The 21,969-nt window shown below is 42.0% G+C and carries 14 protein-coding genes; 5 read left to right on the top strand and 9 right to left on the bottom strand.

Annotation, left to right across the window (positions count from 1 at the left end; all coding sequences use genetic code 11):
- The 5 genes from SFU91_00205 to SFU91_00185 form a co-directional block, all read right to left on the bottom strand.
- The coding region (locus SFU91_00205; GenBank protein ID MDX2127440.1) for an AMP-binding protein at positions 1–1,008 on the bottom strand (1,008 nt) is incomplete at its 3' end.
- A complete protein-coding gene (locus tag SFU91_00200) occupies positions 1,005–2,282 on the bottom strand; it encodes an MFS transporter (GenBank protein MDX2127439.1) in 1,278 nt (425 codons plus the stop codon). The genes SFU91_00205 and SFU91_00200, both read right to left, overlap by 4 nt.
- Before the next feature lie 18 nt (positions 2,283–2,300).
- On the bottom strand, positions 2,301–3,290 hold the full coding sequence (locus SFU91_00195; GenBank protein MDX2127438.1) for a ketoacyl-ACP synthase III: 990 nt from the start codon (positions 3,288–3,290) through the stop codon (positions 2,301–2,303).
- Between the two features lie 48 nt (positions 3,291–3,338).
- The gene (gene fabG, locus SFU91_00190; protein ID MDX2127437.1) at positions 3,339–4,085 is read right to left on the bottom strand and encodes a 3-oxoacyl-[acyl-carrier-protein] reductase; all 747 of its coding nucleotides are present in this window, start codon (positions 4,083–4,085) and stop codon (positions 3,339–3,341) included.
- Between the two features lie 93 nt (positions 4,086–4,178).
- Positions 4,179–4,703, bottom strand: coding sequence for a MarR family transcriptional regulator (locus tag SFU91_00185; GenBank protein ID MDX2127436.1), 525 nt, complete (start codon positions 4,701–4,703; stop codon positions 4,179–4,181).
- Between the two features lie 574 nt (positions 4,704–5,277).
- Here SFU91_00185 and katG point away from each other — a divergent pair.
- The 4 genes from katG (at position 5,278) to SFU91_00165 (ending at position 11,546) form a co-directional block, all read left to right on the top strand.
- Positions 5,278–7,425: a catalase/peroxidase HPI gene (gene katG, locus SFU91_00180; GenBank protein ID MDX2127435.1), complete on the top strand. Its 2,148-nt coding sequence runs from the start codon at positions 5,278–5,280 to the stop codon at positions 7,423–7,425.
- Between the two features lie 212 nt (positions 7,426–7,637).
- Positions 7,638–9,332 carry a hypothetical protein gene (locus SFU91_00175; protein ID MDX2127434.1) on the top strand — a complete coding sequence of 565 codons (1,695 nt, stop codon included), beginning with the start codon at positions 7,638–7,640 and terminating at the stop codon, positions 9,330–9,332.
- Positions 9,333–9,567: 235 nt separating this feature from the next.
- Complete coding sequence (locus SFU91_00170; protein MDX2127433.1) at positions 9,568–10,431, top strand: DUF808 domain-containing protein; 864 nt, start codon at positions 9,568–9,570, stop codon at positions 10,429–10,431.
- 617 nt (positions 10,432–11,048) lie between these two features.
- Complete coding sequence (locus SFU91_00165) at positions 11,049–11,546, top strand: hypothetical protein (protein ID MDX2127432.1); 498 nt, start codon at positions 11,049–11,051, stop codon at positions 11,544–11,546.
- A 67-nt stretch (positions 11,547–11,613) separates the two neighbouring features.
- Here the strand turns inward: SFU91_00165 and SFU91_00160 are convergent, their stop codons facing one another.
- Positions 11,614–12,486: a class II glutamine amidotransferase gene (locus SFU91_00160; GenBank protein MDX2127431.1), complete on the bottom strand. Its 873-nt coding sequence runs from the start codon at positions 12,484–12,486 to the stop codon at positions 11,614–11,616.
- A gap of 303 nt (positions 12,487–12,789) precedes the next feature.
- Between SFU91_00160 and gcvP the strand changes: the two genes are divergently transcribed.
- Entirely contained in the window at positions 12,790–15,690 is a 2,901-nt protein-coding gene (gene gcvP / locus SFU91_00155; GenBank protein ID MDX2127430.1) for an aminomethyl-transferring glycine dehydrogenase, read from the top strand.
- A 50-nt stretch (positions 15,691–15,740) separates the two neighbouring features.
- On the opposite strand, the gene SFU91_00150 is transcribed toward gcvP, so the two are convergent.
- The 3 genes from SFU91_00150 to SFU91_00140 all read right to left on the bottom strand — a co-directional run bounded on the left by SFU91_00150 (position 15,741) and on the right by SFU91_00140 (position 21,912).
- A complete protein-coding gene (locus SFU91_00150; GenBank protein ID MDX2127429.1) occupies positions 15,741–17,117 on the bottom strand; it encodes an FtsX-like permease family protein in 1,377 nt (458 codons plus the stop codon).
- A gap of 119 nt (positions 17,118–17,236) precedes the next feature.
- A complete protein-coding gene (gene pbpC / locus SFU91_00145) occupies positions 17,237–19,798 on the bottom strand; it encodes a penicillin-binding protein 1C (GenBank protein ID MDX2127428.1) in 2,562 nt (853 codons plus the stop codon).
- Positions 19,799–19,812: 14 nt separating this feature from the next.
- On the bottom strand, positions 19,813–21,912 hold the full coding sequence (locus tag SFU91_00140; GenBank protein ID MDX2127427.1) for a tetratricopeptide repeat-containing sensor histidine kinase: 2,100 nt from the start codon (positions 21,910–21,912) through the stop codon (positions 19,813–19,815).
- Between the last annotated feature and the right edge of the window lie 57 nt (positions 21,913–21,969).

Raw genomic sequence — 21,969 nt, 5'->3', positions numbered from 1 at the left:
ATCATCAACGATTCTTGCGTCGAGATAAAAGTTCGTTACTCCAATAGATCCGATTTTTCTTACTGCATCGTCTTGATGCAATGAAAAAAGATTTGGCCCAACCTCCGTCATGCCAAACCCCTGACGAATCCAAACACCCTTATTGTGCCAAGTTTCAATCAAAGGGAGCGGCATCGGCTCGCCGCCAACCATAGCAAACCGTACGGTTTTAACCGAAGTGCTTTGAAAAGCATTTGACTCCGCCATCATCTTCAGCGTTGTAGGAACTCCCATAAAAATGGTAATCGATTCGCTTTCCAAGAGGGAAGTCACAAGCGCTGCCTCAAACTTTTTCACCAACGCCACATACCCGCCGCGATGCAAAAAAGGCGTTGCAACCACATTGAGCCCGCCCGTGTGAAAAAGCGGCAAGAAAGTCAATGTTCGATCTTCACTCGTCAAATCGATTCGAAGCGAGGTGTTGATACTATTCCAGAAAAGCATTTTGTGTGAATACAAAACCCCTTTTGGATTTCCTGTCGTACCCGCAGTGTAGAGTATAAAAAGTGAATTATCTTCATTAAGCTCTTTGCTCTCGAAATCGAACGGTTCCTCCTTCTTTTGATAACAGAGTTGCTCAACCTTCGTTAGCTCCCAGATTTTTATCTGCGGTGCTATATAGCCTTCAATGAGATGTTGAAATTTATCTTCAATGATGAGTAACGACGGCGTACAATCCGTCAAGAGATCACCGATTTCGCTTGATGAGAGTCGATAGTTTAATGGAACAATGATGAGTCCGGTTTTTTGAGCAACAAAAAAGAGAATAAAATGCTCAAGCGAATTTTCAGCTAAAATCGCTACGCGGTCCCCGTGCTTTAATCCCAAATCATGTGTTAAAACAGACGCTAAGCGAGACGCACAATTTTGAAATTGCTCATAGGTCAATTCCCTCCCCGATTCTACTTCCTTCATCGCAACTTTCTTTGGGAAGTAGGACGATAGTTTTTTCAACCAGTCTGTATTCATCGATTCACCCCTTCATACTTCACATTCATTTCTCTGCTACCAAACCAAAGAATCCCTGATGCGATCACACAAGCAATAGGACATATCATCAGGGAGGTTCTCATTGCTTCCGGATTCAAGGTGATTTGCATTGCATCGTTAATCCATCCAATCAGGAGCGGCGCGATTCCGTAGCCAAAAACATTCACCAGAAAAAAGTAAACGCCAACGGCCAAACCTCGCTGTTTTGGTTCAACCAAATCATTTAAATCGGCAAAAGACGGACCTAACCAAGAGAGAGAAAATGCCTGCAACGCGATATTCAATACAAGCAGAACTTTAACTTCATTCCCAAAAAGCATCAAAGCCCAGAGTAATGAACTTGCAATAGCCGAGATGCTGGCAAGAAGCATTCTTCCACCCAAATGTTGTTTTCGAAATCGATCGGCTAAAATGCCTCCAACAACCATTCCCGCGAGCCCTCCTGTCATCATTGCCAACCCAAACCAAAGACCAACTTCGCTTACTGAAAGCTTATGAACACGCACAAAATAAATCGTCAGCCAAGCGCCGACACTTGCGGAAGCAACATTAAAAACAGAGTATCCCAAATGATGAAGCCAAAGCATTTTGGTTTTCAAGAGTTCAATCAACCGACTTTCTTGAATGCTTTCAGTAGGTTTTTCATTTTCACCTCGTTTTGGCTCTCGAATCAAAATAACGAGAAATGCAATGATCGCACCCGGGAAGCCAAGGAAATAAAAGGCATAACGCCATCCCATAGTATCAGCAATCCAACCACCAAGCAGAAAAGCAAGGCCGCTTCCAATGGCAATTGCAGAAGAATAAATTCCTTGAGCAGTCGCTCGAATTTCCTTCGGGAAAAAATCAGAAAGAAGTGAAAGCGCCGCCGGGCCAAGAGTGGCCTCGCCGACACCCACCATAACACGGCACGCGAAAATGCTCCAAAAATCAGCCGCAAAACCCGTCATGCCGGAAAAGAAACTCCACGCCGCAAGCCCGAAAGCAATCATTTTTTTCCGCTCAATTTTATCGGCCAATTTTCCAAAAGGGATTCCGAGAACAGTGTAAAAAATGACAAATGAGGTAGAACTGAGCAATGCAAGTTCTACATCGGTAAAGTGCATTTCTTTTTTGATGGGAGTGAAGAGAATGTAAATGAGCATCCTATCCAAAAAATTGAGCAAATACACCAAGGTTAGAAGTGCAAGCACCGCCCACGCATATCGGCTTGCTTCTCCCTGAGTTTCATTGGCAATCATCTGCTCTTTCATTTCCTACCTTTAAATGATTTAATACCGAAAAGCAGCACTTGCAAACGAGAGCCCGCCGCCTGAACCCACAAACATCACCAAATCACCGCGCTTCACTTTTCCAAGTTCTACCGCTTCATGAAAGGCCATCGGGATGCAGGCTGAACCTGTATAGGCATATCGATCCATAATTGTATGTGCCTTTTCTTTGGGCAGATTCAATTTCCCAAGCGTATCCCAAATGCTGTTAATATTGATTTGTGAAAAGAAATACTGCGCAACATCCGAAGGCTGAATGTTCACTCGACTGCAGAGGGTTTGAATCATTTGTGACCAAATTTCCGGATTCAATTCTTTTGGAAACTTTTTCACAAACTTGAGTAAATGATCTTTTTTATCAAGCGTTTCCGTGGTGGTTGGAAGATGTGTTCCGCCGCCATATATCCCCATCCAGCCGTGATACTGACCCTCGGTGAGTAGTTGGCTAGAAAGAAAACCTCGTTTTGAATTCGCCTCTGATGAAAGCACAAACCCACCGGCACCATCAGCGAAAAGTGTTACGGTCTTTTTATCATGAAGGTCTAAGTATTTGCTCATCGTGTAAGCCCCTATCACAAGAATATTCTGATAATGCTCATCGGAAGCGATGTATTTGGAGGCAACATCCAATGCGGTTACAAAACCCGCGCATGCTGTATTTAAATCGAATGTTCCAGCATTTTTAGCACCCAAGCGATATTGAACCACAGAAGCTGTTGATGGGGAGATGTATTCGGGAGTATCGGTTGCTACAATGATGAGATCGATTTTTTCTGCGGAAAGTTCTGCTTTATGAAGAGCGTCCTTAGCGGCATTCTCAACAAGGTCGGCGGTGGATTCGTTTGCTTGTGCCCATCGCCTTTCGCGAATGGTGAGATTTTGCTCAAGCCAAGTTCCAACATCCTCGCCCAACATTTCGTTGAAATATTGATTGGTGAGTACCCGCGAAGGGGCATAAAGACTGCTTGATGCAATCACTGCGCTTCTCATTCTCAATTCAGTTAATGCTCCTAATGGAGCAATGGAATAAAACTTTCTTTATGCCGGGATATACCCACCATCGACACTGATAACAGCGCCGTTAATGAATGAGGCTTCATCTGAAGCCAAAAAACAAAATGTATTGGCAATGTCTTCGGGCATTCCGAAGCGTTGCAACGGCGTTTTTTCTTTAATGCCTTCTAAAATTTTTTCAGGAATTGTTTGAATCATGTCTGTTGCGATAAATCCGGGGGCTACGGCATTTACGGTAATGCCTTTGCGGCCAAGTTCTCTTGCCCAAACTTGTGTCATCCCAATGACTCCGGCTTTTGTAGCGACATAATTGGTTTGCCCAAAATTTCCGTAGATGCCTACTACTGAGCTTGCATTAATGATTCTGCCCGACTTGCGCTCAACCATTATTGGCGCAACGGCTTTTGTGCAATGAAATACGCCGGTAAGATTAACATCAATGACTTGTTGCCACTGTTCTTCGGTCATTTTGAGTAGAGAGGAATCGCGGGTGATGCCGGCGTTATTGATAAGAATATCAATGTGGCTAAATACTTGTAACGCTGATTGAAGGGCTAAACTTACAGATTCAAATGAGGAAACATTCACTTTTTGGAACAATGCTTGAGCGCCCATTTTTGACAGGTCTTCAGTGAAGAGTATCCCTTTCTCTTCATTCATATCCCAAATGATGAGCTTTGCGCCTTCTGCTGCAAATTTCAACGCAGTTGCTTTGCCAATCCCTTGAGCGCCGCCGGTAATTATGGCGACTTTGTTTTCCAAGCGTCTCATTGTCTTTGAATTTCTTAAAACAGAAATTGAATTGTCAGAAATTTCTAATGTTTTGAACGTTTGAAAAATATAAAACGTAATGAAGAAAAAAAATTATTTTTTCAGATTCTTTTTCTTTTCTGCTTTTGTGAACTTTGAATGCAGCTTATCTCGCTCACCGTGCCACTCAGCTAAAAACCGTTCGTAGTGATCAACGGTAAGTTCATAGAACCTTGCCATCTCGGAAAGCCTTAATTGTAATGGCTCCAGCGACTCGTGCTTACTTTGTTCCGCCAAATCCTTCAATCGATTGGCAATTCGCGTGTTGTTGCGAATAAGTTCAAGGTTATTTCGAAACGCATTCTCAAATACGGAGGGATGAACTTCGTAATAATCTTTTCGCGTACCGGTAGAAAGAACCTTCCGCACCAAATTTCGCTCAACAAGCCGCCGCATGATCTGACTCACCACGCCCTTGGTTCGCCCAAGCTGTTTGCAAATTTCATCGAGCGATTGTGGCTCACTTGCAATTATGAGCAACCCCACGATATTGCCCATTATGCGGTTTAATCCAAATGCATGATAGCCATCGCCGTATTCGCGGATGACTTCTTTTCTAATTTTATCTTCTAAAGTCATACAAATTGTGTTTTTGTTTTAACTCAGAAACTTTTCAGAATTCGAGTTCCGATATTAATCTGATAACATAATACTTTCAAAGCAATGAAGTGAAACCTGAACGAAAATCCTGTGAATTGACCTTTGAGAGGTCGATTTTTGAAAATGAATCAATGATAAATTATAGACAAAATCGATTGGATTTTTAATTATATAACTTTCAATTATCAAAAAAATTGACAAACTTTAAGCCGTTTCGTTTTTGATTAACTAAACAATGACACTTATGAAACTTACAAAAGCAACACTTGCACTTTTTGTGTTTTTCGTTGTCTTTGGCGGTTTCGCCAATGGGCAAGAAACAACAGTGAGCAGCGGAAACGCGACTAAAGCTGTTAAGAAGGCCAAAACGGCGAAGGCTAAAGCACAAACCTCGAACGACCCCGCAAAAGGACTTTGTCCGTTGGGCTACGACGCTCCGGGCGCAAACCTTCAAAATGTATCGATGAACGGTGCGCCAGATTATGCTGCGATGGGCGTTCAATCCACCGCTTCTACAACTGCATCTACCCCTTCTAAATCGAGCGGACAGGTTATGCGCGGCGAAGGCAATACCAATAAAGAGTGGTGGCCAAATCAATTAGACTTAAGCATCCTTCGCCAAAATTCTTCGCTCTCGAACCCGATGGACGAGAACTTTAATTACCGAGCCGCATTCAATTCGCTTGATTACAAAGCATTGAAGGCAGATCTCGCCGCTCTATTGACAAGTTCACAAGATTGGTGGCCGGCTGATTATGGCAATTATGGCGGACTGTTTATTCGTATGGCGTGGCATAGCGCCGGAACTTACCGCACCGGCGATGGCCGCGGCGGTACACGCGCCGGGCAACAACGCTTCGCCCCGCAAAACAGCTGGCCTGATAACGCCAATCTCGATAAGGCTCGCCGTCTTCTTTGGCCAATCAAACAAAAATATGGCAGCAAAATTTCTTGGGCCGATCTCATGATTCTCGCCGGAAATGTGGCGCTTGAGGAAATGGGATTCAAGACACTTGGCTTTGCCGCAGGCCGCGAAGATGTATGGGAACCGGAATCAAATGTGTATTGGGGGCCTGAAAAAAAGTGGCTCGATGATAAGCGTTATCAAAAAGGACGGATACTTGAAAATCCGCTCGCCGCTGTTCAAATGGGACTTATTTATGTGAATCCCGAAGGTCCGAACGGAAATCCTGACCCTGTGGCCGCTGCAAAAGACATTCGCGAAACTTTCGGCCGAATGGGCATGAACGATGAAGAAACCGTGGCACTCATTGCAGGTGGACATACGCTTGGAAAAACGCACGGCGCAGGCAGTGCAAAAAATGTGGGTCCTGAACCCGAAGGCGCTTCAATTGAAGAGCAAGGGCTTGGCTGGAAGAGCAAGTATAAATCAGGCAAAGGCCCCGATGCCATCACCTCCGGCTTGGAAGTGATTTGGACACCTACGCCAACCAAATGGAATCATTTTTATTTTAGTCTTCTTTTCAATAACGAATGGAAGCTCACCAAGAGCCCTGCCGGTGCAAAGCAATGGGTGGCAAAGAATCCTTCGATTATGGTTCCGGATCCTTTCGACCCCAATAAAAAGTATAAACCCACAATGCTCACCACCGATCTCTCGCTCCGTTTCGACCCGGTGTATGAGAAGATTTCGCGGAAGTTTATGGAAGATACTGATGCCTTTGATGCCGCTTTTGCGCGTGCGTGGTTTAAGCTCACCCACCGCGATATGGGGCCGAAAACCACCTATTGGGGACCTGAAGCTCCAACTGTCGATTTCATTTGGCAAGACCCGATTCCTGCGGTGAATCATCCGCTCGTGGATGCCGCCGATGTTCAATCTTTGAAAGGAAAAATTTTAAGCTCCGGCTTAAAGACCGATGAATTGGTTCGCACTGCTTGGGCATCTGCTTCAACCTACCGCCACAGCGACCGCCGCGGTGGTGCCAATGGTGCGCGCATTCGACTTGAGCCCCAAGCGAACTGGGAATCGAATAATCCGGCGGAATTGAAGCGCGTACTTGCCGTGTATGAAAAGATTCAATCGGAGTTTAACAGCAACCCAACAGGCAAGAAGGTTTCAATCGCCGATCTTATCGTGCTCGGGGGAAGCGCCGCTATAGAAGACGCCGCGAAGAAAGCCGGTGTAACCATTTCTGTGCCGTTCACACCCGGAAGAATGGATGCCACGCAAGAGCAAACCGATGTGAATGGTATGGCGGTTCTTGAGCCAATGGCCGATGGATTCCGCAACTATCAAAAGAAGGAATACACACTCTCGCCCGAAGCCTTGCTTGTAGATAAAGCACAATTGCTTCGCTTAACAGCGCCGGAAATGACGGTACTTGTGGGTGGAATGCGCGCCTTAGGTGCAAACTCCGGCGGTACCAAGCACGGCGTATTAACCGCTACACCGGGCGTTTTAACCAACGATTTCTTTGCGAATCTTTTGGATATGAGCACCTTTTGGAGCGCAAGCGATAAAAACGGGCTGACCTTTGAAGGCAAAGACCGCAAAACCAATCAAACGAAGTGGACAGCCACACGCGTGGATTTGATTTTCGGTTCAAATTCCGAACTTCGCGCACTTGCGGAAGTCTATGCTGCTGGTGATGCGAAAGAAAAGTTCGTGAGAGATTTTGTGGCTGCGTGGACTAAGGTGATGAATCTTGATCGGTTTGATGTGGTGGCGAGCAAGTAATTGTTTCAAGTCTCTAAATCATAAGATTTTCAAACGGGTTGAAAGCCAATGGGTTTTCAACCCGTTTTTTTATTTGAACAAAAGAAGATAAAGTCTATTTGATGATGAATATTGGAAGTATTATCAAAAACCGACTATATTTCTATATATTTAATCATCTTATCACAACTACAATAGAATTGGTTTTTAATTATTTTAAGAATCAAGTAATTATGACAGAAGACATTTTTAGAAAAAGACCATTTAAAACGAGAAACGCTGACGAATATAATCTGAGCGACATTCTTTCTCTCTTTGTAAATCCAATAAATGGACTTAGTACCCCAATAGAATATGAAAACTCTATAATTAAGGGTAGAATGGGATCAGGTAAAACGATGTATTTAAGAGCAAATTATGCCTTTTACCTTTTCAAACTAGTACCATCTTTAATTGAAAATCAAGAACTAATCCTTCCAGTCTTTATAAGACTCAGTGATTTTCAACACTTAAAGGAACCATCAGAAATTTATAAGGGATTAGTAATTAAAATTGTTGAAGAGCTTTCAAATGTATATTTAAAACTTCAAGATGCTAAAGGAATGGCAAATGTTCATCTTGGGATGAAAAAGATTAAAAGTGATACTTATTTCCCTGAAAAAATAAAGAACACTACTAATCAACTTTTGAAACTAGGATCAGATGAGTATGTCGAAAAGATTTCATCAGAATTTGGATTGAATGCAAAAACTAATTACAAATTTTTTGAAGCTTCTACGGCATTTAAGAAAAATGAAGTTGTTGAAATTAAACAAAAGAAAAATCCGGGCATAAATGATATTGTATTGGCGTACGACACTCTAATCCGTGATTCTGGCGGAAAAATTTTAATCTTGATTGATGAAGCGGGTTCATTAGATAAGAACTTTTTTAAAGCTGAAACAAACGACTCATTCTTTGAAATCTTTATGAATCAATTAAGAACTAATGATTTTATAAGGACAAAAGTTGCAGTATATCCAAACTCTTATTCTGATATACTTACTGAAACAAGGTATGGTGATGTTGTTGCGTTAGAAGAAAATATAGATACTGTACAAAATTATCGTACTTATAGACGCCGAGTTGAAGGAATAATTGAAAACTATCTAAATGTGGACTTTGATGAACCCCAAATACGTATAGGAGAAATTTTTGATTGTGAAAATACAAGTGATGGTGATTGTATCGAAGAATTGATTAATGGCTCAGGAGGAAATTACAGAAGACTAATCCAACTTTTAGACTCTTCAATGAATGAGTCATTTAAGTTAAACAATGGAAAGGAAAAAGTTAAGCACTCGGATGCAGTCAATGCTTTAAAAAGGCATTCCGAAACGATATTAACGGGTTATACTGATTTGGAGAAAGAGTATCTGAATAATCTGGCTAAAATATGTAAAAGTAGAAGTACTTTTAGATTTAAGTTCCCATATAACGCTCAAGCATTATATAAATATATGGAAAAATCGCAAGAATTTAATTTGATAAAAGTAATAGATGCGGGAACGGGAAGGAAAGGAACGACTTATGCATTTGACTACGCTTACTGCATACTTCAAGATATACCCACTCATTATCTAATTGGAAGTGAAAGAATTGATAAATTAAGGTCTTTGAATACTGGAGAGTGGATTACTAGATCTACTAACATTAACGAAGAAATAATCGCACAGAGTGAAATACCAAATAAAATTGAAGGTGAAATAAGTTTTCTCTCAAACGAAAAAGGGTTTGTTAGAGGTCAAGACGGGGTAGATTATTTTTTTACTAAGCAATATATAATTGAAAGTGATTCAAATAAAATTATTTGGCAAGGTAAAAAAATAAAATTCAATCCCAGTTTACTTGGGGACTCAAAAATTGCAACAGATATAGAAGTATTATGAGTACCTCTAATATCTGTTTTATTATCAGGTAAGACAAAAATAAAACATTGATCCCTTCTGCTTCTAGTAAACAATTAAATTAAAATCAAACTTTGCGCATAGGAACCAGTCCTTTGGCACAGTTTATATTTTATACACTAATAGTATTAGCTTCGTAAAATATTGATTCTTTACTCCATATTTAATTATTCAATACATTCATCTTTCAACTTCTTTAAATCAATTTAATTTCACGATGGCCTCAGGTCTTATTGCACTTTTAGATGATATCGCCGCGTTAATGGATGATGTCGCGGTTAATGCAAAACTCGCAACCAAAAAAACAGCGGGAATTCTGGGAGACGACTTGGCCGTCAACGCCGAAAAATCGACAGGCTTTATTTCTTCAAGAGAAATTCCGGTATTGTGGGCAATTACGAAGGGCTCATTTATTAATAAAGTCATTATTGTCCCTGCAACTTTATTATTGAATATTTTTTTACCCTCAGCAATAACCGCAATCCTGATTTTAGGAGGATTTTACCTCGCTTTTGAAGGTGCTGAAAAAATTGTCGAATTCTTCTTTCACAAAAAGGAAGTATTGGAGCCTAATTCAGTTGGAGAATTAAATGAAAATGCAGAAACTGAAAAGGCGAAAGTAAAATCAGCCATAACCACCGATTTTATTCTCTCTGTTGAAATTGTCATTATCGCGCTTAGTACGGTATTAAATAGTTCATTAAGTATTCAAATCTTAACCTTATCCGCTGTTTCCATCATCGCAACCATTGGGGTTTATGGCATTGTTGCTCTTATTGTTCGTATGGATGATTTAGGTTTTATGTTCATTAAAAAGTCGAATAATACGGGATTAATGAATTCGATTGGCTTACTATTGGTTAAAGCTTTACCTGTAGTTATCAAGGTACTTTCTGTGGTAGGAACCCTTGCATTAATTCTTGTTTCAGGTGGAATTTTTTCTCATAATATCGGCTATTTACATCATATTTTAACCGATTGGCCGGATATTCTTAAAGAATTTATGTTTGGAATGCTTGGTGGAATTTTAGCTTTGGGTGTGATCGCGGCTGGCAAAAAAATATACTCCCTATTCAAATAAAATACTTGAGGTGCAATTCCTATTAAAATAGTTATTCAGTATTATTTGTGAGTTCCCTAAATGGAATTTAGCCGTCAATATTTTCTTTATTGCTATACTGAAAAAGTGATGAAATTACCTTTTCAAGGAAATCGATAGGCTGTTTTAAGTTGAAAATCTCGGGCTTAGTAGCTTTGATATTTAACCTTTGGTTTAACCGCTATTCAATCCTCAGTTTATTTATCTTGCATTGACTTCTTTGATCCAATTCCTTATTTTATTTTATAACCTAACCCATCATTTTTATGTCCAACATCAAACTCTTTGAATCGAAGAAAGTCCGCACACATTGGGATGAAGAAAAGTAAACTTGGCACTTCGCCATTGTGGATGTCATAGCCATTTTAACTGAGAGTGATAACCCTCAAGTTTATTGGCGCGTAATGAAAAAAAGACTATTGGCAGAGGGAAACGAAACCGTTACAAATTGTAACGCTTTGAAAATGGAAGCACCAGATGGAAAGTTGAGGTTGACGGATGTAGCAGATACTCAGTAGTTACTCAGGCTTATTCAATCTATCCCATCTCCGAAAGCTGAACCATTTAAGCAGTAGCTGGCAAAGGTCGGATATGAACGAATGCAGGAAATTGCAGACCCCGAGCAAAGTCTTGAAAGAGCCCGAGAAAATTGGCAAAAACTGGGAAGAAGTGAAAAGTGGATTCAACAGCGTATGACCGGCCAAGAAACTCGCAATAAACTCACTGATTATTGGAAAGAAAGTGGGGTGCAGAAAGCCGATGAATTTGCATTCCTCACCAATATCATTCATCAAGAATGGACTGGGCTTACGGTTAAGAAACACAAAGATTTGAAAGGATTAAAAACGCAAAATTTGCGAGACCACATAAGCGAAGCGGAGCTCATTTTTACGGCGCTCGCAGAACTTTCGACACGTCAAATTGCAGAAACCGAAAAAGCGAAAGGTATCGATGAAAATGCTAATGCAGGAAAGAAAGGCGGCAAAATTGCAAAGGATGCACGATTGGCATTAGAAGAAAAAACGGGTAAGAAAGTCATCACCAATGAAAACTTTCTTCCCCCATCTCAAGAACAAAAGAAATTGGGTAGAGAATAGATTTTACTGACCTTGTTCAAAATCAAGCTAAAATCAAAGCTCCACTTCCCTATTCATTCCAATAAACTTAATCCTCCGCAGGAAACGAAACCTTGAGTGTGACAGGCTTGGCTTTCGGGAATTCGCCGTCTTTGACAAATGGGTTCGCAATTGGCGTGAGTGAGTACTCATTATTTTCCCCAATCACCATCATTGTATTCATTGGGAACTCTTTCCAACTTGGATCAGTGCGGTCGAGTGGCTCGGAGGCCACAACAACGGCTTCGGGAAAGAACGGAGAGCGATCTGCATAATAAAGCGTGGCGGCTTTATCGATGGTGGTGTACTTGGTGACGATGGTCGTTTTCCCATCGGTCAAGGCAATGTTTAAGATTAAATCGGCATTGTGCTTTTGTGCCAAATGGTTTAAGCGCGAAAAGGTTTCGAGCACGGCTTCACTCATTGTTAAATCAGGATTGGCTTGGCGAATGGTGAGATAAAGCCCAAAGATGTGCTCTGAATCGGTAGTTCCAAGAATATGCGAATATATATCGTCGTTCATCAGTTGGCGAATTGAGCGCATAAAGCCTTTTTTGAAATCGCTGATAATGCCGTTGTGCATCATCATTTCATTTTTCCATTGAAACGGATGCGAGTTGGCTTGATGCACCAAAAGGCCGGGCGAGGCAGCGCGAACATGCATAAAAATATTCCCCGACTTGATTTTCCCCGAAATACTCGAAACATTCAAATCGTGCCAGAACGGCTTTTCAGATTTCATCACGGCGGGTTCAGGGCTAACCTCCAAATTATACCATCCGATTCCGTAGCCATCGACATTAATTGGTGTAATCACCATTTCTTTGGGCTGACGCGCAAGCTCAACAAAGTTATGGGGCGGGTCGAAAATAAGCCTGCGAAGTGTAATTGGTTTTCCGCGATAAACGCCAATTCTGCACATAGTCCGTTCATTTTTAGTGAGTCAAAGCCGAAGCTTTGAAAAAGAGTGCAAAGTTAACACTTTCATTCCGTGATGAAAGGCGTTCGAAAAAAATTTTCACGGCGCATTTGTTTTTCCTTGAAGAATTCATTTCAAAAATTATTTCCATTTTTTTGTGAGAACTTTGGCTGAACTGAACTGAATGTCTCGTGAACTTGTATTCTTATGGATAACTTTTGCACCACTTGAAACACAGAAAAAACACTTTTCGCACCGTATCTTTGCATTTTGTTTTTAACCAATATTGCTTACCAAGGAGTTTTAATGAAATTATCGATAGACTATCAAGAGTCTTTTGAATCTCGACATAATGCCTCTTCACCCGATCTCGAAAAAATGCTTTCCGCGATTGGCGTTGGTTCGCTTGATGAACTGATTGATCAAACCATCCCAAGCGGCATTCGATTAAAGAAATCAATGAAGCTTCCAGCCCCGCAAACCGAACATGAATTTTTGAAATCGTTCAAAACTTTAGCTGCAAAAAATAAAATCTTCAAGTCCTTTATTGGAACGGGTTACTACAACACCTATACGCCCAATGTCATTTTGCGCAATATTCTTGAAAATCCCGGATGGTACACGGCTTACACGCCCTACCAAGCCGAGATTGCGCAAGGCCGTTTGGAAATGCTGCTCAATTTTCAGACAATGGTCATCGACTTAACCGGTCTTGAAATTGCCAATGCATCGCTTTTGGATGAAGCCACCGCCGCCGCTGAGGCAATGCATCTTCTCTATGCTGCGCGACCTCAGGAGAAGCAAGAGGCGAAAGTCTTCTTTGCCTCTGATAAATGCCATCCGCAAACGCTCGATTTACTCCGCACCCGCACCGAACCGATTGGCGTAAAGTTGCAGGTAGGAAATCTTGCAACACTTGACCTTACCTCGCCCGATCTTTTTGCCGTGCTTGTTCAATATCCCGATACCACAGGCTCAATTTCAGATTTTACTTCGCTGATTTCTTCCGCACATGATTATGGTGTCACTGTTGCAGTGGCGACCGATTTGCTTTCGCTCACGATGCTGAAATCGCCGGGTGAAATGGGTGCTGATATCGCCTTCGGCTCCGCACAACGGTTTGGTGTTCCAATGGGTTACGGTGGCCCGCACGCGGCGTTCTTCGCGACAAAGGAAGCATTCAAACGATTGATTCCGGGTCGTTTAATAGGTGTTTCAATCGATGCCGATGGCAACCGCGCTTTGCGAATGGCCCTTCAAACCCGCGAGCAACACATTCGCCGCGAAAAGGCAACCTCGAATATCTGTACCGCGCAAGTTTTGCTTTCGGTAATGGCAGCCGCTTACGCCATATATCACGGACCAAGCGGACTCAAAGCAATTGCAACCCGCACTCACGGCCTTGCACGGCTCTTTGCGGAAGGGCTGAAAAAGAAAGGTTATACGCTTATCTCCGAATTTTTTTTTGATACCGTTTCATTCACTTTGAATGAGATTGGCGCGCTAAAACATAAAGCTGAAAAAGCGAGTATCAATCTTCGTTATGACGGAAATCGGGTGGGCGTTTCGTTTGATGAAACCTCTACACTTGAAGATGTTGCCTCGCTTCTTGATTTACTTGACTTTGAAGGCGCTTCCTCGCCAATTGTTTCTCTTTCTGAACTTCGTTCAATGGCGGAAGAATTAGAACTGAATTGGCCAAACGGTTTTGTTCGCGAATCGGGTTATCTCACTCACCCTGTTTTCAACGCGCATCATAGCGAGCACGAAATGCTTCGTTATTTGAAACGCCTTGAAAACAAAGATATTTCTATGGTGCATTCAATGATTTCTTTAGGCTCATGCACAATGAAGCTCAATGCCACCGCAGAAATGATTCCGGTTACTTGGCCGGAGTTTGGCGGACTTCATCCTTTTGCGCCTGCAGAACAAGCCAAAGGTTATGCCACGCTGATCAAAAATCTCGAAAAATGGCTCTGCGAAGTCACGGGCTTTTATGCCGTTTCGCTGCAACCGAATTCAGGAGCGCAAGGTGAATATGCGGGGCTGATGACGATTCGGGCGTTTCACCAGTCTCGAGGAGAAGGTCATAGGAATATTGCCCTTATTCCGCAGTCGGCACACGGGACTAATCCGGCAAGCGCGGTGATGGCCGGAATGCAAGTGGTTGTGGTTAAGTGCGATGAACGCGGGAACATTGATGTGAACGATTTGAAGGCGAAGGCCGAGCAATATGGCGCAACGCTTGCCTGCTTGATGGTGACTTATCCCTCTACCCACGGCGTGTTTGAAGAAAACATTCGCGAAATTTGCGATACCATTCATCACCACGGCGGGCAGGTGTATATGGATGGCGCCAATATGAATGCACAAGTGGGACTTACAAGTCCGGCTGCAATTGGCGCTGATGTGTGCCACTTGAATCTGCATAAAACTTTTTGCATTCCTCACGGCGGTGGCGGGCCCGGAATGGGACCAATTGGTGTTGCCAAACAGCTTGCGCCATTTTTGCCCTCGCATCCGCTGCACAAAACAGGCGGCGATAAAGCCATTACGGCTATTTCTGCCGCTCCGTATGGAAGCGCATCGATTCTCACCATTTCATACGCCTACATTGCAATGATGGGCAGCGAAGGCTTAACCAATGCCACGAAGTACGCTATCTTAAATGCCAATTATATCAAGGCACGGTTGGAGAAAGAATATCCGATTCTTTACACCAATGAGCGAGGACGCTGCGCCCACGAGATGATTGTGGATTTACGCAAGTTCAAGTCTGTGGGAATCGAGGCGGAAGATGTGGCAAAGCGATTGATGGATTATGGCTTTCACGCGCCAACGCTTTCATTTCCTGTGGCGGGCACGATTATGATTGAGCCGACGGAATCGGAGCCGCTGCAAGAACTTGACCATTTCTGCGACGCGATGCTTTCGATTCGTGAAGAGATTCGTGAAGTGGAAGAAGGCAGAGCTGACCGAGCCAACAATGTGCTCAAGAATGCGCCGCATACGGCTGCAATGGTTACGGCTGAAAATTGGGAAAAGCCCTACAGCCGCGAAAAAGCAGCTTTCCCACTGCCGTTTGTACGCGAAGGAAAAATGTGGGCTACCGTTCGTAGGATTGATGGCGCGTATGGCGATCGGAATTTGGTTTGCGCTTGCGAACCCATTGCAAGCTATGCCGAAGCGGAAGTCCTTGCAAATTGAGTTCTTATTTTCTAGTGAAATAAAAAATCCCGCCAATTGCGGGATTTTTTTTAGTTAAACCTTAAAGCTTCAATCGGGTCAATTTTAGCGGCGCGGTTAGCCGGGTAAAAACCTGCAAGAAGGCTTATGAGAATTGAAAAGAGAATACAAAGCACTCCAAGCCACCACGGGAAATAGAAAAATGACAGTTCAGTACCGGCTTTGCTAACGATATACACATTCGCCGCAAGGGTAATCAATTGAGTCACAAAGTAACCAAGAGCTAACCCAACGATTCCGCCTAAAAAACCGATGATGCCGCTTTCAACGAAAAAGATTTTGCGAATATCGCGGTCGCTTGCGCCAACTGCTTTCATAATGCCAATTTCACGATAACGCTCCATAATTGACATAATCATTGTGTTCATGATTCCAAGCGTGGCTACAATAAGACCAATGGTGCCTACCAATGCCAACGCCATATCGAAAACCAAGAATAACTTTTTCAACTCATTGAATTGATCTAAAAAGCTAACGGCATTGTAGCCCTTTTCGGCTAAAAATGCTTTGACCTCATCGGCTTCATCAGTTGAAGAGGTACGAACGATAATGGCTTGGTAGCCGTCCGTTTGTTCGATACCTCGAAGCAAGTCAACGGTTGAAAGAAAGTTCAGGCGACTGACTTTGTTTGAAGTTTTTATGGGTAAAATCATTCGGAATCCGCTCGATAGCTTTTGAATATCGTCACTCATTACACCGCCGATGGTAAATTCAATGGTATTTTCGATGAGAGGAAGTCCAAGCGCGTAGTTGAATGGGACAGCGGCGTAAGCAGCAGCTTTATTAAAGTCCATTGAAACTGTCACCACTTTTACTTTTTTTCCGATGATGCTATCTGAATTTTTGAACCCCATTCGGTTTAAGAGGATTTCGGAGATCACGACTTCATTGGAACTATCACTATTGAAAAACTTCCCGATGCGAATATCGCGAAAGCCCGCAAGCGAGCCAATGGCCGCTGGGAGAGCCTCTGCCATCACAACGGTTTGCAAAGAATCGATGGCGATTTTGGAGGGGAAAATCACTTCGGGATAGACAATGGTTTTCGGGAATCGGCTTTGAACAGACGATTGAATGTCTCGAAAAACCTTTTGAGTGAGAACCATTTGGTTTTCATCGCGTTTTCCTTTGGCGGTACTTTTTACAGTTTTTCTTGAAAAAGTCAGTAGTGCATTTAAATCAGAATTGCTGGGAGTGATTCTCACTGTGTTGAAGAGTTCGAGGTCGCTGAATTCGTCGGTAAATGTCTTCTGGACACCTGTTCCATACGAGAGCATTGCGGAAAGGGCCGCTGCACCGATAGAAACGCCAAGAACCGTAAGGAAGGTGCGGAGTTTAGCGCGTCTTAAATTCTTAAAAGAAAACTGAAAGAGATCTTTGGTTGTCACAAACGATGAATTAAGTTGTTGAAGTCAGTCGAGTTAGCAACACACTTTCCAATTGATTCATTCTTAATGCCTTGCTCTAAACATATTTTCATGTGTTGAATACTTTCTTTTTCATTTGTTTATTCAACCACCGTAAACCTGACTTCATCAATCTTTTTGAATTGACGTTTCGATTTCATATTCATTTCAAATAATTCAAGCGTATGCATGCCTTTTTCAAGTTGCCAAGAAATAGAAGAAGCCCAAAATGTCGAGTCGATTTCACTTTTACTCGCTAATGAATCTTTAATGCCATTTGGGCTCAGCGGTTGACCATTAAGTTTCCAAAAAAAACGTGCCCCTTTTTTCTCTATCGTACTGATATTTATTCTTTGATACTCTGCTCGAAGGTGTTTATCGATCGCAAAAATCATATCCGGCTTTGGATACATAATTTTGTATTGCGTTGTTTCATTGTCATTCAGCTCAAGGGTTGCAGTTTCATTTTGGTATGACGCAACCCTTTTAGAAGGTTCAGGGTTATTTAATTTTTTTTCTCTAAGTGTCGAGTACGTTTCAGGTGGAAGTTGTTTTCCTTGCTCTTTTGCCCATTGCTGAAATTGCGGCGGGTAATCTTCAAATACCTTTGAGGCCTTGTAAATATTAGGTGTTTCGTGATGTGCCAAGAATCCATTTCGCGTATCGATTTCAAGAAGACGATGCTGAGTGCATTCTGTTTGCGGAACACAGTTTCTCAAAAAAAACTCATTCATTGTCGTTGGGCAATGAATGTTCGCCAAATCTCCGGAAACGGTACAGATTTCTTTGGTAACAATTTTCGGAGGCACGGTAAATCGAGAAATTTGAAATCCCGGCAGATTCGGTTGCTTTTTATACAAATGCATTAAGATGTCTTTGAGGATTGGTCCGGCACCGTCGATTCCTGAAAGCGTTTTCATCGGCATCCCATTACTATTTCCAACCCAAACACCGACAGTGAAATCGGCGGTTGAACCGAAGGCCCAATTATCTCTGAAGTCCTTCGTTGTCCCTGTTTTTGCAAGTGATGCGAAAGGGAGATTCAAAGGAGAATTAGCTCCAAACGCCGGACGCCTAGCGCTATTATCCGATAGAATATCAGAGATGATAAATGCTGCTTGTGGTGAAAGAATGGCTTCTTCAGAATTCGGCATTGAAAGCGCCGTGGGGGAATCGCTGCCCGAAGATTTAGACTTTCTTAAAAAGGATAACCGTTTCCTTATTCCTCGATTTTGAAAAATCATGTAGGCTTCGGCCAAATCCATCAGTCTGACTTCCGAATTTCCAAGTGCTAATCCAACACCATAATGTTCAGGAGACTCATTCAAGGTTGTAATCCCTGCTCTTTTCAAAAAATGATAAAAGTTGGCTACCCCGATTTTTTCATTCATCAATACCGCAGGAATATTGTAAGAACAGGCCAATGCTTGACGCAAGCGAATAGGCCCGTGATATTTTCGATCAAAATTTTCGGGAATGAAACTTTCATTTCTATAAAGATTTTCACCGACTTGAAACTTAGATGAAGCAAAAAGCTGGGGTAAATCGGCAAGAATAGTGGAGGCATGAATCCCCTCTTCAATCCCAATTGCATAAACAAAAGGTTTTAGGGCAGAACCGGGCTGCCGATTTGCGGTGATTACGGAATATTCCCCGCTGATTGATTCATCGAAGTAATCGCGGCTTCCGATAAAGGCAAGCACTTCACCCTGATGGTTATCCAGTACAATCAATGCACCATTGGTAACTTGCTTTTTTTTCAATCGTTCAAGGTGATCGCGAAGGTAAATGTGAAGGTCATTTTGAAGAGCTAAATCTAATGTTGTTTCAATTTCTGAAACTGATTCAAGCGAGTCTGAAAAGGCTTGTAATAGATACTCGACAAAATGTGGGGCTTGAAAGCATTTTTTCTTCCCTTCCACCTCCAATGGCTCTTGAACAGACTCTTCAAGTTGATTCTTTGAGATAAGATTTTCTTCTTTTAATCGATAAAGAAGTTGATTTCTACGTTTAAGTGCAGCTTCTTGATTTCTAAAGGGATTGGTGGAAGAAGGCATCGGCAAAATCGATACAAGCAGCGACGACTCTGCAAGGGTCAGTGCGGAGGGCTTCTTTGAGAAGTAAAGATCAGACGCTGCTGAAATTCCAATCGCTTGATTTCCAAAGGGAACTCGATTCAAATAATCTTCCAAGATTTCAGCCTTGGAGAGATGCATTTCTAATCGAAAAGCATAAAGCATCACAACTCCTTTTTCAAGAATACCTCTCCCAATTCCTAATCGTAGCCTTGCAAGTTGCTGAGATATGGTTGAAGCACCTGAAATCACTTCTCCCGAAAGTAGATTTTGCTTCAAAGCTCTAAGCGTAGCAAGCCAATCAATCCCACGATGTGAATAAAAATTTTTATCCTCTGCGATAATCAGTGCCTGTTGAAGTTTATCGGGAATAGCATTGAGTTGAACTCTTTCAGAAACGCCACCCTCACGACTCAATACCTCCCGTAGGAGCATGCCATTTCGATCGTAAATTTTTAATGAAGTCGCAAGAAATGGTTTTCTTTCTTGGGGTAAAAGCGGGGTGAAGAGCCAAATGATAAGCCAACCATCAAAGATGAGCGTCGCCCATAACGATATTTTAAGTGTTCGCAAAAGTTTAGAGCGCATGTCCACCCAAACGATTATTCAATTTGATGCAGTGGAAATAGAATATAAAAACAGCTTCCCTTACCGCTGCCTGCGGACTCAGCCCAAATTTTTCCATTCATTGCCGAAACCAAATCCTTCGCAATAGAGAGTCCTAATCCGGTTGAATACTCTCCTCCCGTTGGCCGAACGGCTAATCGTTGAAATCGTTTGAAGAGTTTCTTTTGATCTTCTTCACTAAAACCGGGGCCTTCATCTTTAACGGCTAATAACACATTCCCTGATGCGGCTTCCCAGCGTTCATTAGGGTTCAAATAGTGCAAAATCTCTTTCGTCTCCTTTTTCAATAAAGACACCTCAATCGTTTTTCCTTTCGGGCTATATTTTACTGCATTGCTTAAAAGGTTGTCAATGACGGTTTTTAACCTTTCGGAGTCGGCCCAAACGAAAAAGTTACCTTCCGGTTGAAACAAAATTTTCTGAGTTTTTCTTTGAGCCAGTGTAAGGTTTTGTTCAATAACAAATTCGGTAAGGGCTGTAATGTTCGTTGATAAAAAATTTAATTTGAGGTTACCGGAGTCAATCGATGCGGTTCCTAAGAGATCATTGATTAATCTCATCATTCGCTCACACGATTCTTTAATTCTGAAGAGCATATCGGATTCCTCTGCATTGAGATTTTCCTTTTCAAGAAGAAGTTCCGTATAGCCTTTGATAATTGTCAGTGGATTTTTCAAATCATGTGCAGCAATCCCCAAGAGTTCAGTTTTAAAGGAATTTGCACTTTCTGCGATTTTTCTTTGCTCCTCAACTCGATCTTTCTGCAGCGTGATTTCTTGTATCATTACTGAAAGTTGATCGAATGCTTCATTTTTCTTTCTCAAGGCACTCTCAAGCCTCTCGGCCTGAGCCATCAAAAACTCTTTTTGCTTGATGATTTCCTGATTTTGAATCAGAATCGTTGAGTTTTGTTCATTGAGTTTTTGGTTAATTCGCGTTCGACTTCGATTTCTTCTCACCACTTCAAACATGAACCCCACAATGATTAAAAAAACGAGCGAAGTAAGAATATTGACAAAGATTTGCCGCTCCGCTTGAAGTTCAAGTATTTTGATTTCAGAGTTTTTCTTGTTCAATTCGAAATTCATTCTTGAATCAGCAATCTTCCCGGTTGTTAATACATTGCCCAGCGAATCTTTAAGTGAAGTGTAGTCCAAATGATGGACCAAGGCTTTCTTATCGTTTCCTATTTTCTGATACGCACGAAAGAGTGTGTAATGTAAATCACGCTCATATTCTTTAAGCCCGATTTTTCGGGCAGATTGAAGAACTGAATCCGCTAAATTGAGCGCCTTTTCAGAAAGCCCATTTTGAAAAAGTACTTCTGCTTCAGAAGCTTTCAAATACACATCAATGTGAGGTGGAATCGGTTTTATCTTCAGGGCTTCTTGAATCAATGGGTATGCATTTTCGGGCAATCGGAGTTGCAAGTAGGTTCTGGCAATTCTAGCCATTGTGGTAGCGATTTGCTCATTGCTGCCTTTAGTTTTTCGGAGCGCAAGTACATTTTGAAATGAGGAGAGAGCCAAGTCATACTTATGCTCGTTTTCGTAAAGTTCTCCTAATCGTAAATACGCATACGCGAGTCCGGCGGAGTCGTGAAGTTCCTTAAATACACGAATCGCTTTATTGGAATAAATGATCGCATTTTCGATATCATCAATACGCTGATAGATATCGCCAATATTATTGAGCGAGTATCCATATTGCTGCCTTATTAATCCTGTTGGATTCGAAGATTCGGTAAGTTGCAAAGCTTGAAAGAAAAAGTTAATCGACTCAGCAAATCGACCTTGATTTCGCAAGACGACGCCTTGGAAATTATAGTTTTCTGCAAGTAGTGCTGCGTTATTCAATTTCTTCGCTATTGGCTCGGCCTTTTCCAGTAGTAGCTTCGAAAACACAGGCTCAGAACGCCTGAATTGCCAAGCCAAATCATGAAACCTTTTTACTTTTTCTTCTGAATCGGGAAGAGCTTGAATCGATAGAACTAAGCTATCACGTTCGATTTGTGCGGTGCTTTGAACTGAGGTAAAGACTAAAAGGAGAAAGAAAAATCCGGCAGTTCTTACCATCTTGATTTAAGTATTATCGTTAAATATAACGCTAAAGCGGGGGTTCAACATTAACCG

It is taken from the genome of Chloroherpetonaceae bacterium (assembly GCA_033763895.1).
Taxonomy (GTDB): domain Bacteria; phylum Bacteroidota; class Chlorobiia; order Chlorobiales; family Thermochlorobacteraceae; genus JANRJQ01.
This window is presented reverse-complemented; position numbering and strand designations above follow the sequence as displayed.

Excerpts from the sequence above, each read along its gene's own strand:
- SFU91_00140 (MDX2127427.1), bottom strand. The coding sequence starts at position 21,912 with ATGGTAAGAACTGCCGGATTTTTCTTTCTCCTTTTAGTCTTTACCTCA.
- SFU91_00165 (MDX2127432.1), top strand. The coding sequence starts at position 11,049 with ATGCAGGAAATTGCAGACCCCGAGCAAAGTCTTGAAAGAGCCCGAGAA.
- SFU91_00175 (MDX2127434.1), top strand. The coding sequence starts at position 7,638 with ATGACAGAAGACATTTTTAGAAAAAGACCATTTAAAACGAGAAACGCT.
- katG (MDX2127435.1), top strand. The coding sequence starts at position 5,278 with ATGCGCGGCGAAGGCAATACCAATAAAGAGTGGTGGCCAAATCAATTA.
- SFU91_00200 (MDX2127439.1), bottom strand. The coding sequence starts at position 2,282 with ATGAAAGAGCAGATGATTGCCAATGAAACTCAGGGAGAAGCAAGCCGA.
- pbpC (MDX2127428.1), bottom strand. The coding sequence starts at position 19,798 with ATGCGCTCTAAACTTTTGCGAACACTTAAAATATCGTTATGGGCGACG.
- fabG (MDX2127437.1), bottom strand. The coding sequence starts at position 4,085 with ATGAGACGCTTGGAAAACAAAGTCGCCATAATTACCGGCGGCGCTCAA.
- SFU91_00195 (MDX2127438.1), bottom strand. The coding sequence starts at position 3,290 with ATGAGAAGCGCAGTGATTGCATCAAGCAGTCTTTATGCCCCTTCGCGG.
- SFU91_00185 (MDX2127436.1), bottom strand. The coding sequence starts at position 4,703 with ATGACTTTAGAAGATAAAATTAGAAAAGAAGTCATCCGCGAATACGGC.
- SFU91_00170 (MDX2127433.1), top strand. The coding sequence starts at position 9,568 with ATGGCCTCAGGTCTTATTGCACTTTTAGATGATATCGCCGCGTTAATG.
- gcvP (MDX2127430.1), top strand. The coding sequence starts at position 12,790 with ATGAAATTATCGATAGACTATCAAGAGTCTTTTGAATCTCGACATAAT.
- SFU91_00160 (MDX2127431.1), bottom strand. The coding sequence starts at position 12,486 with ATGTGCAGAATTGGCGTTTATCGCGGAAAACCAATTACACTTCGCAGG.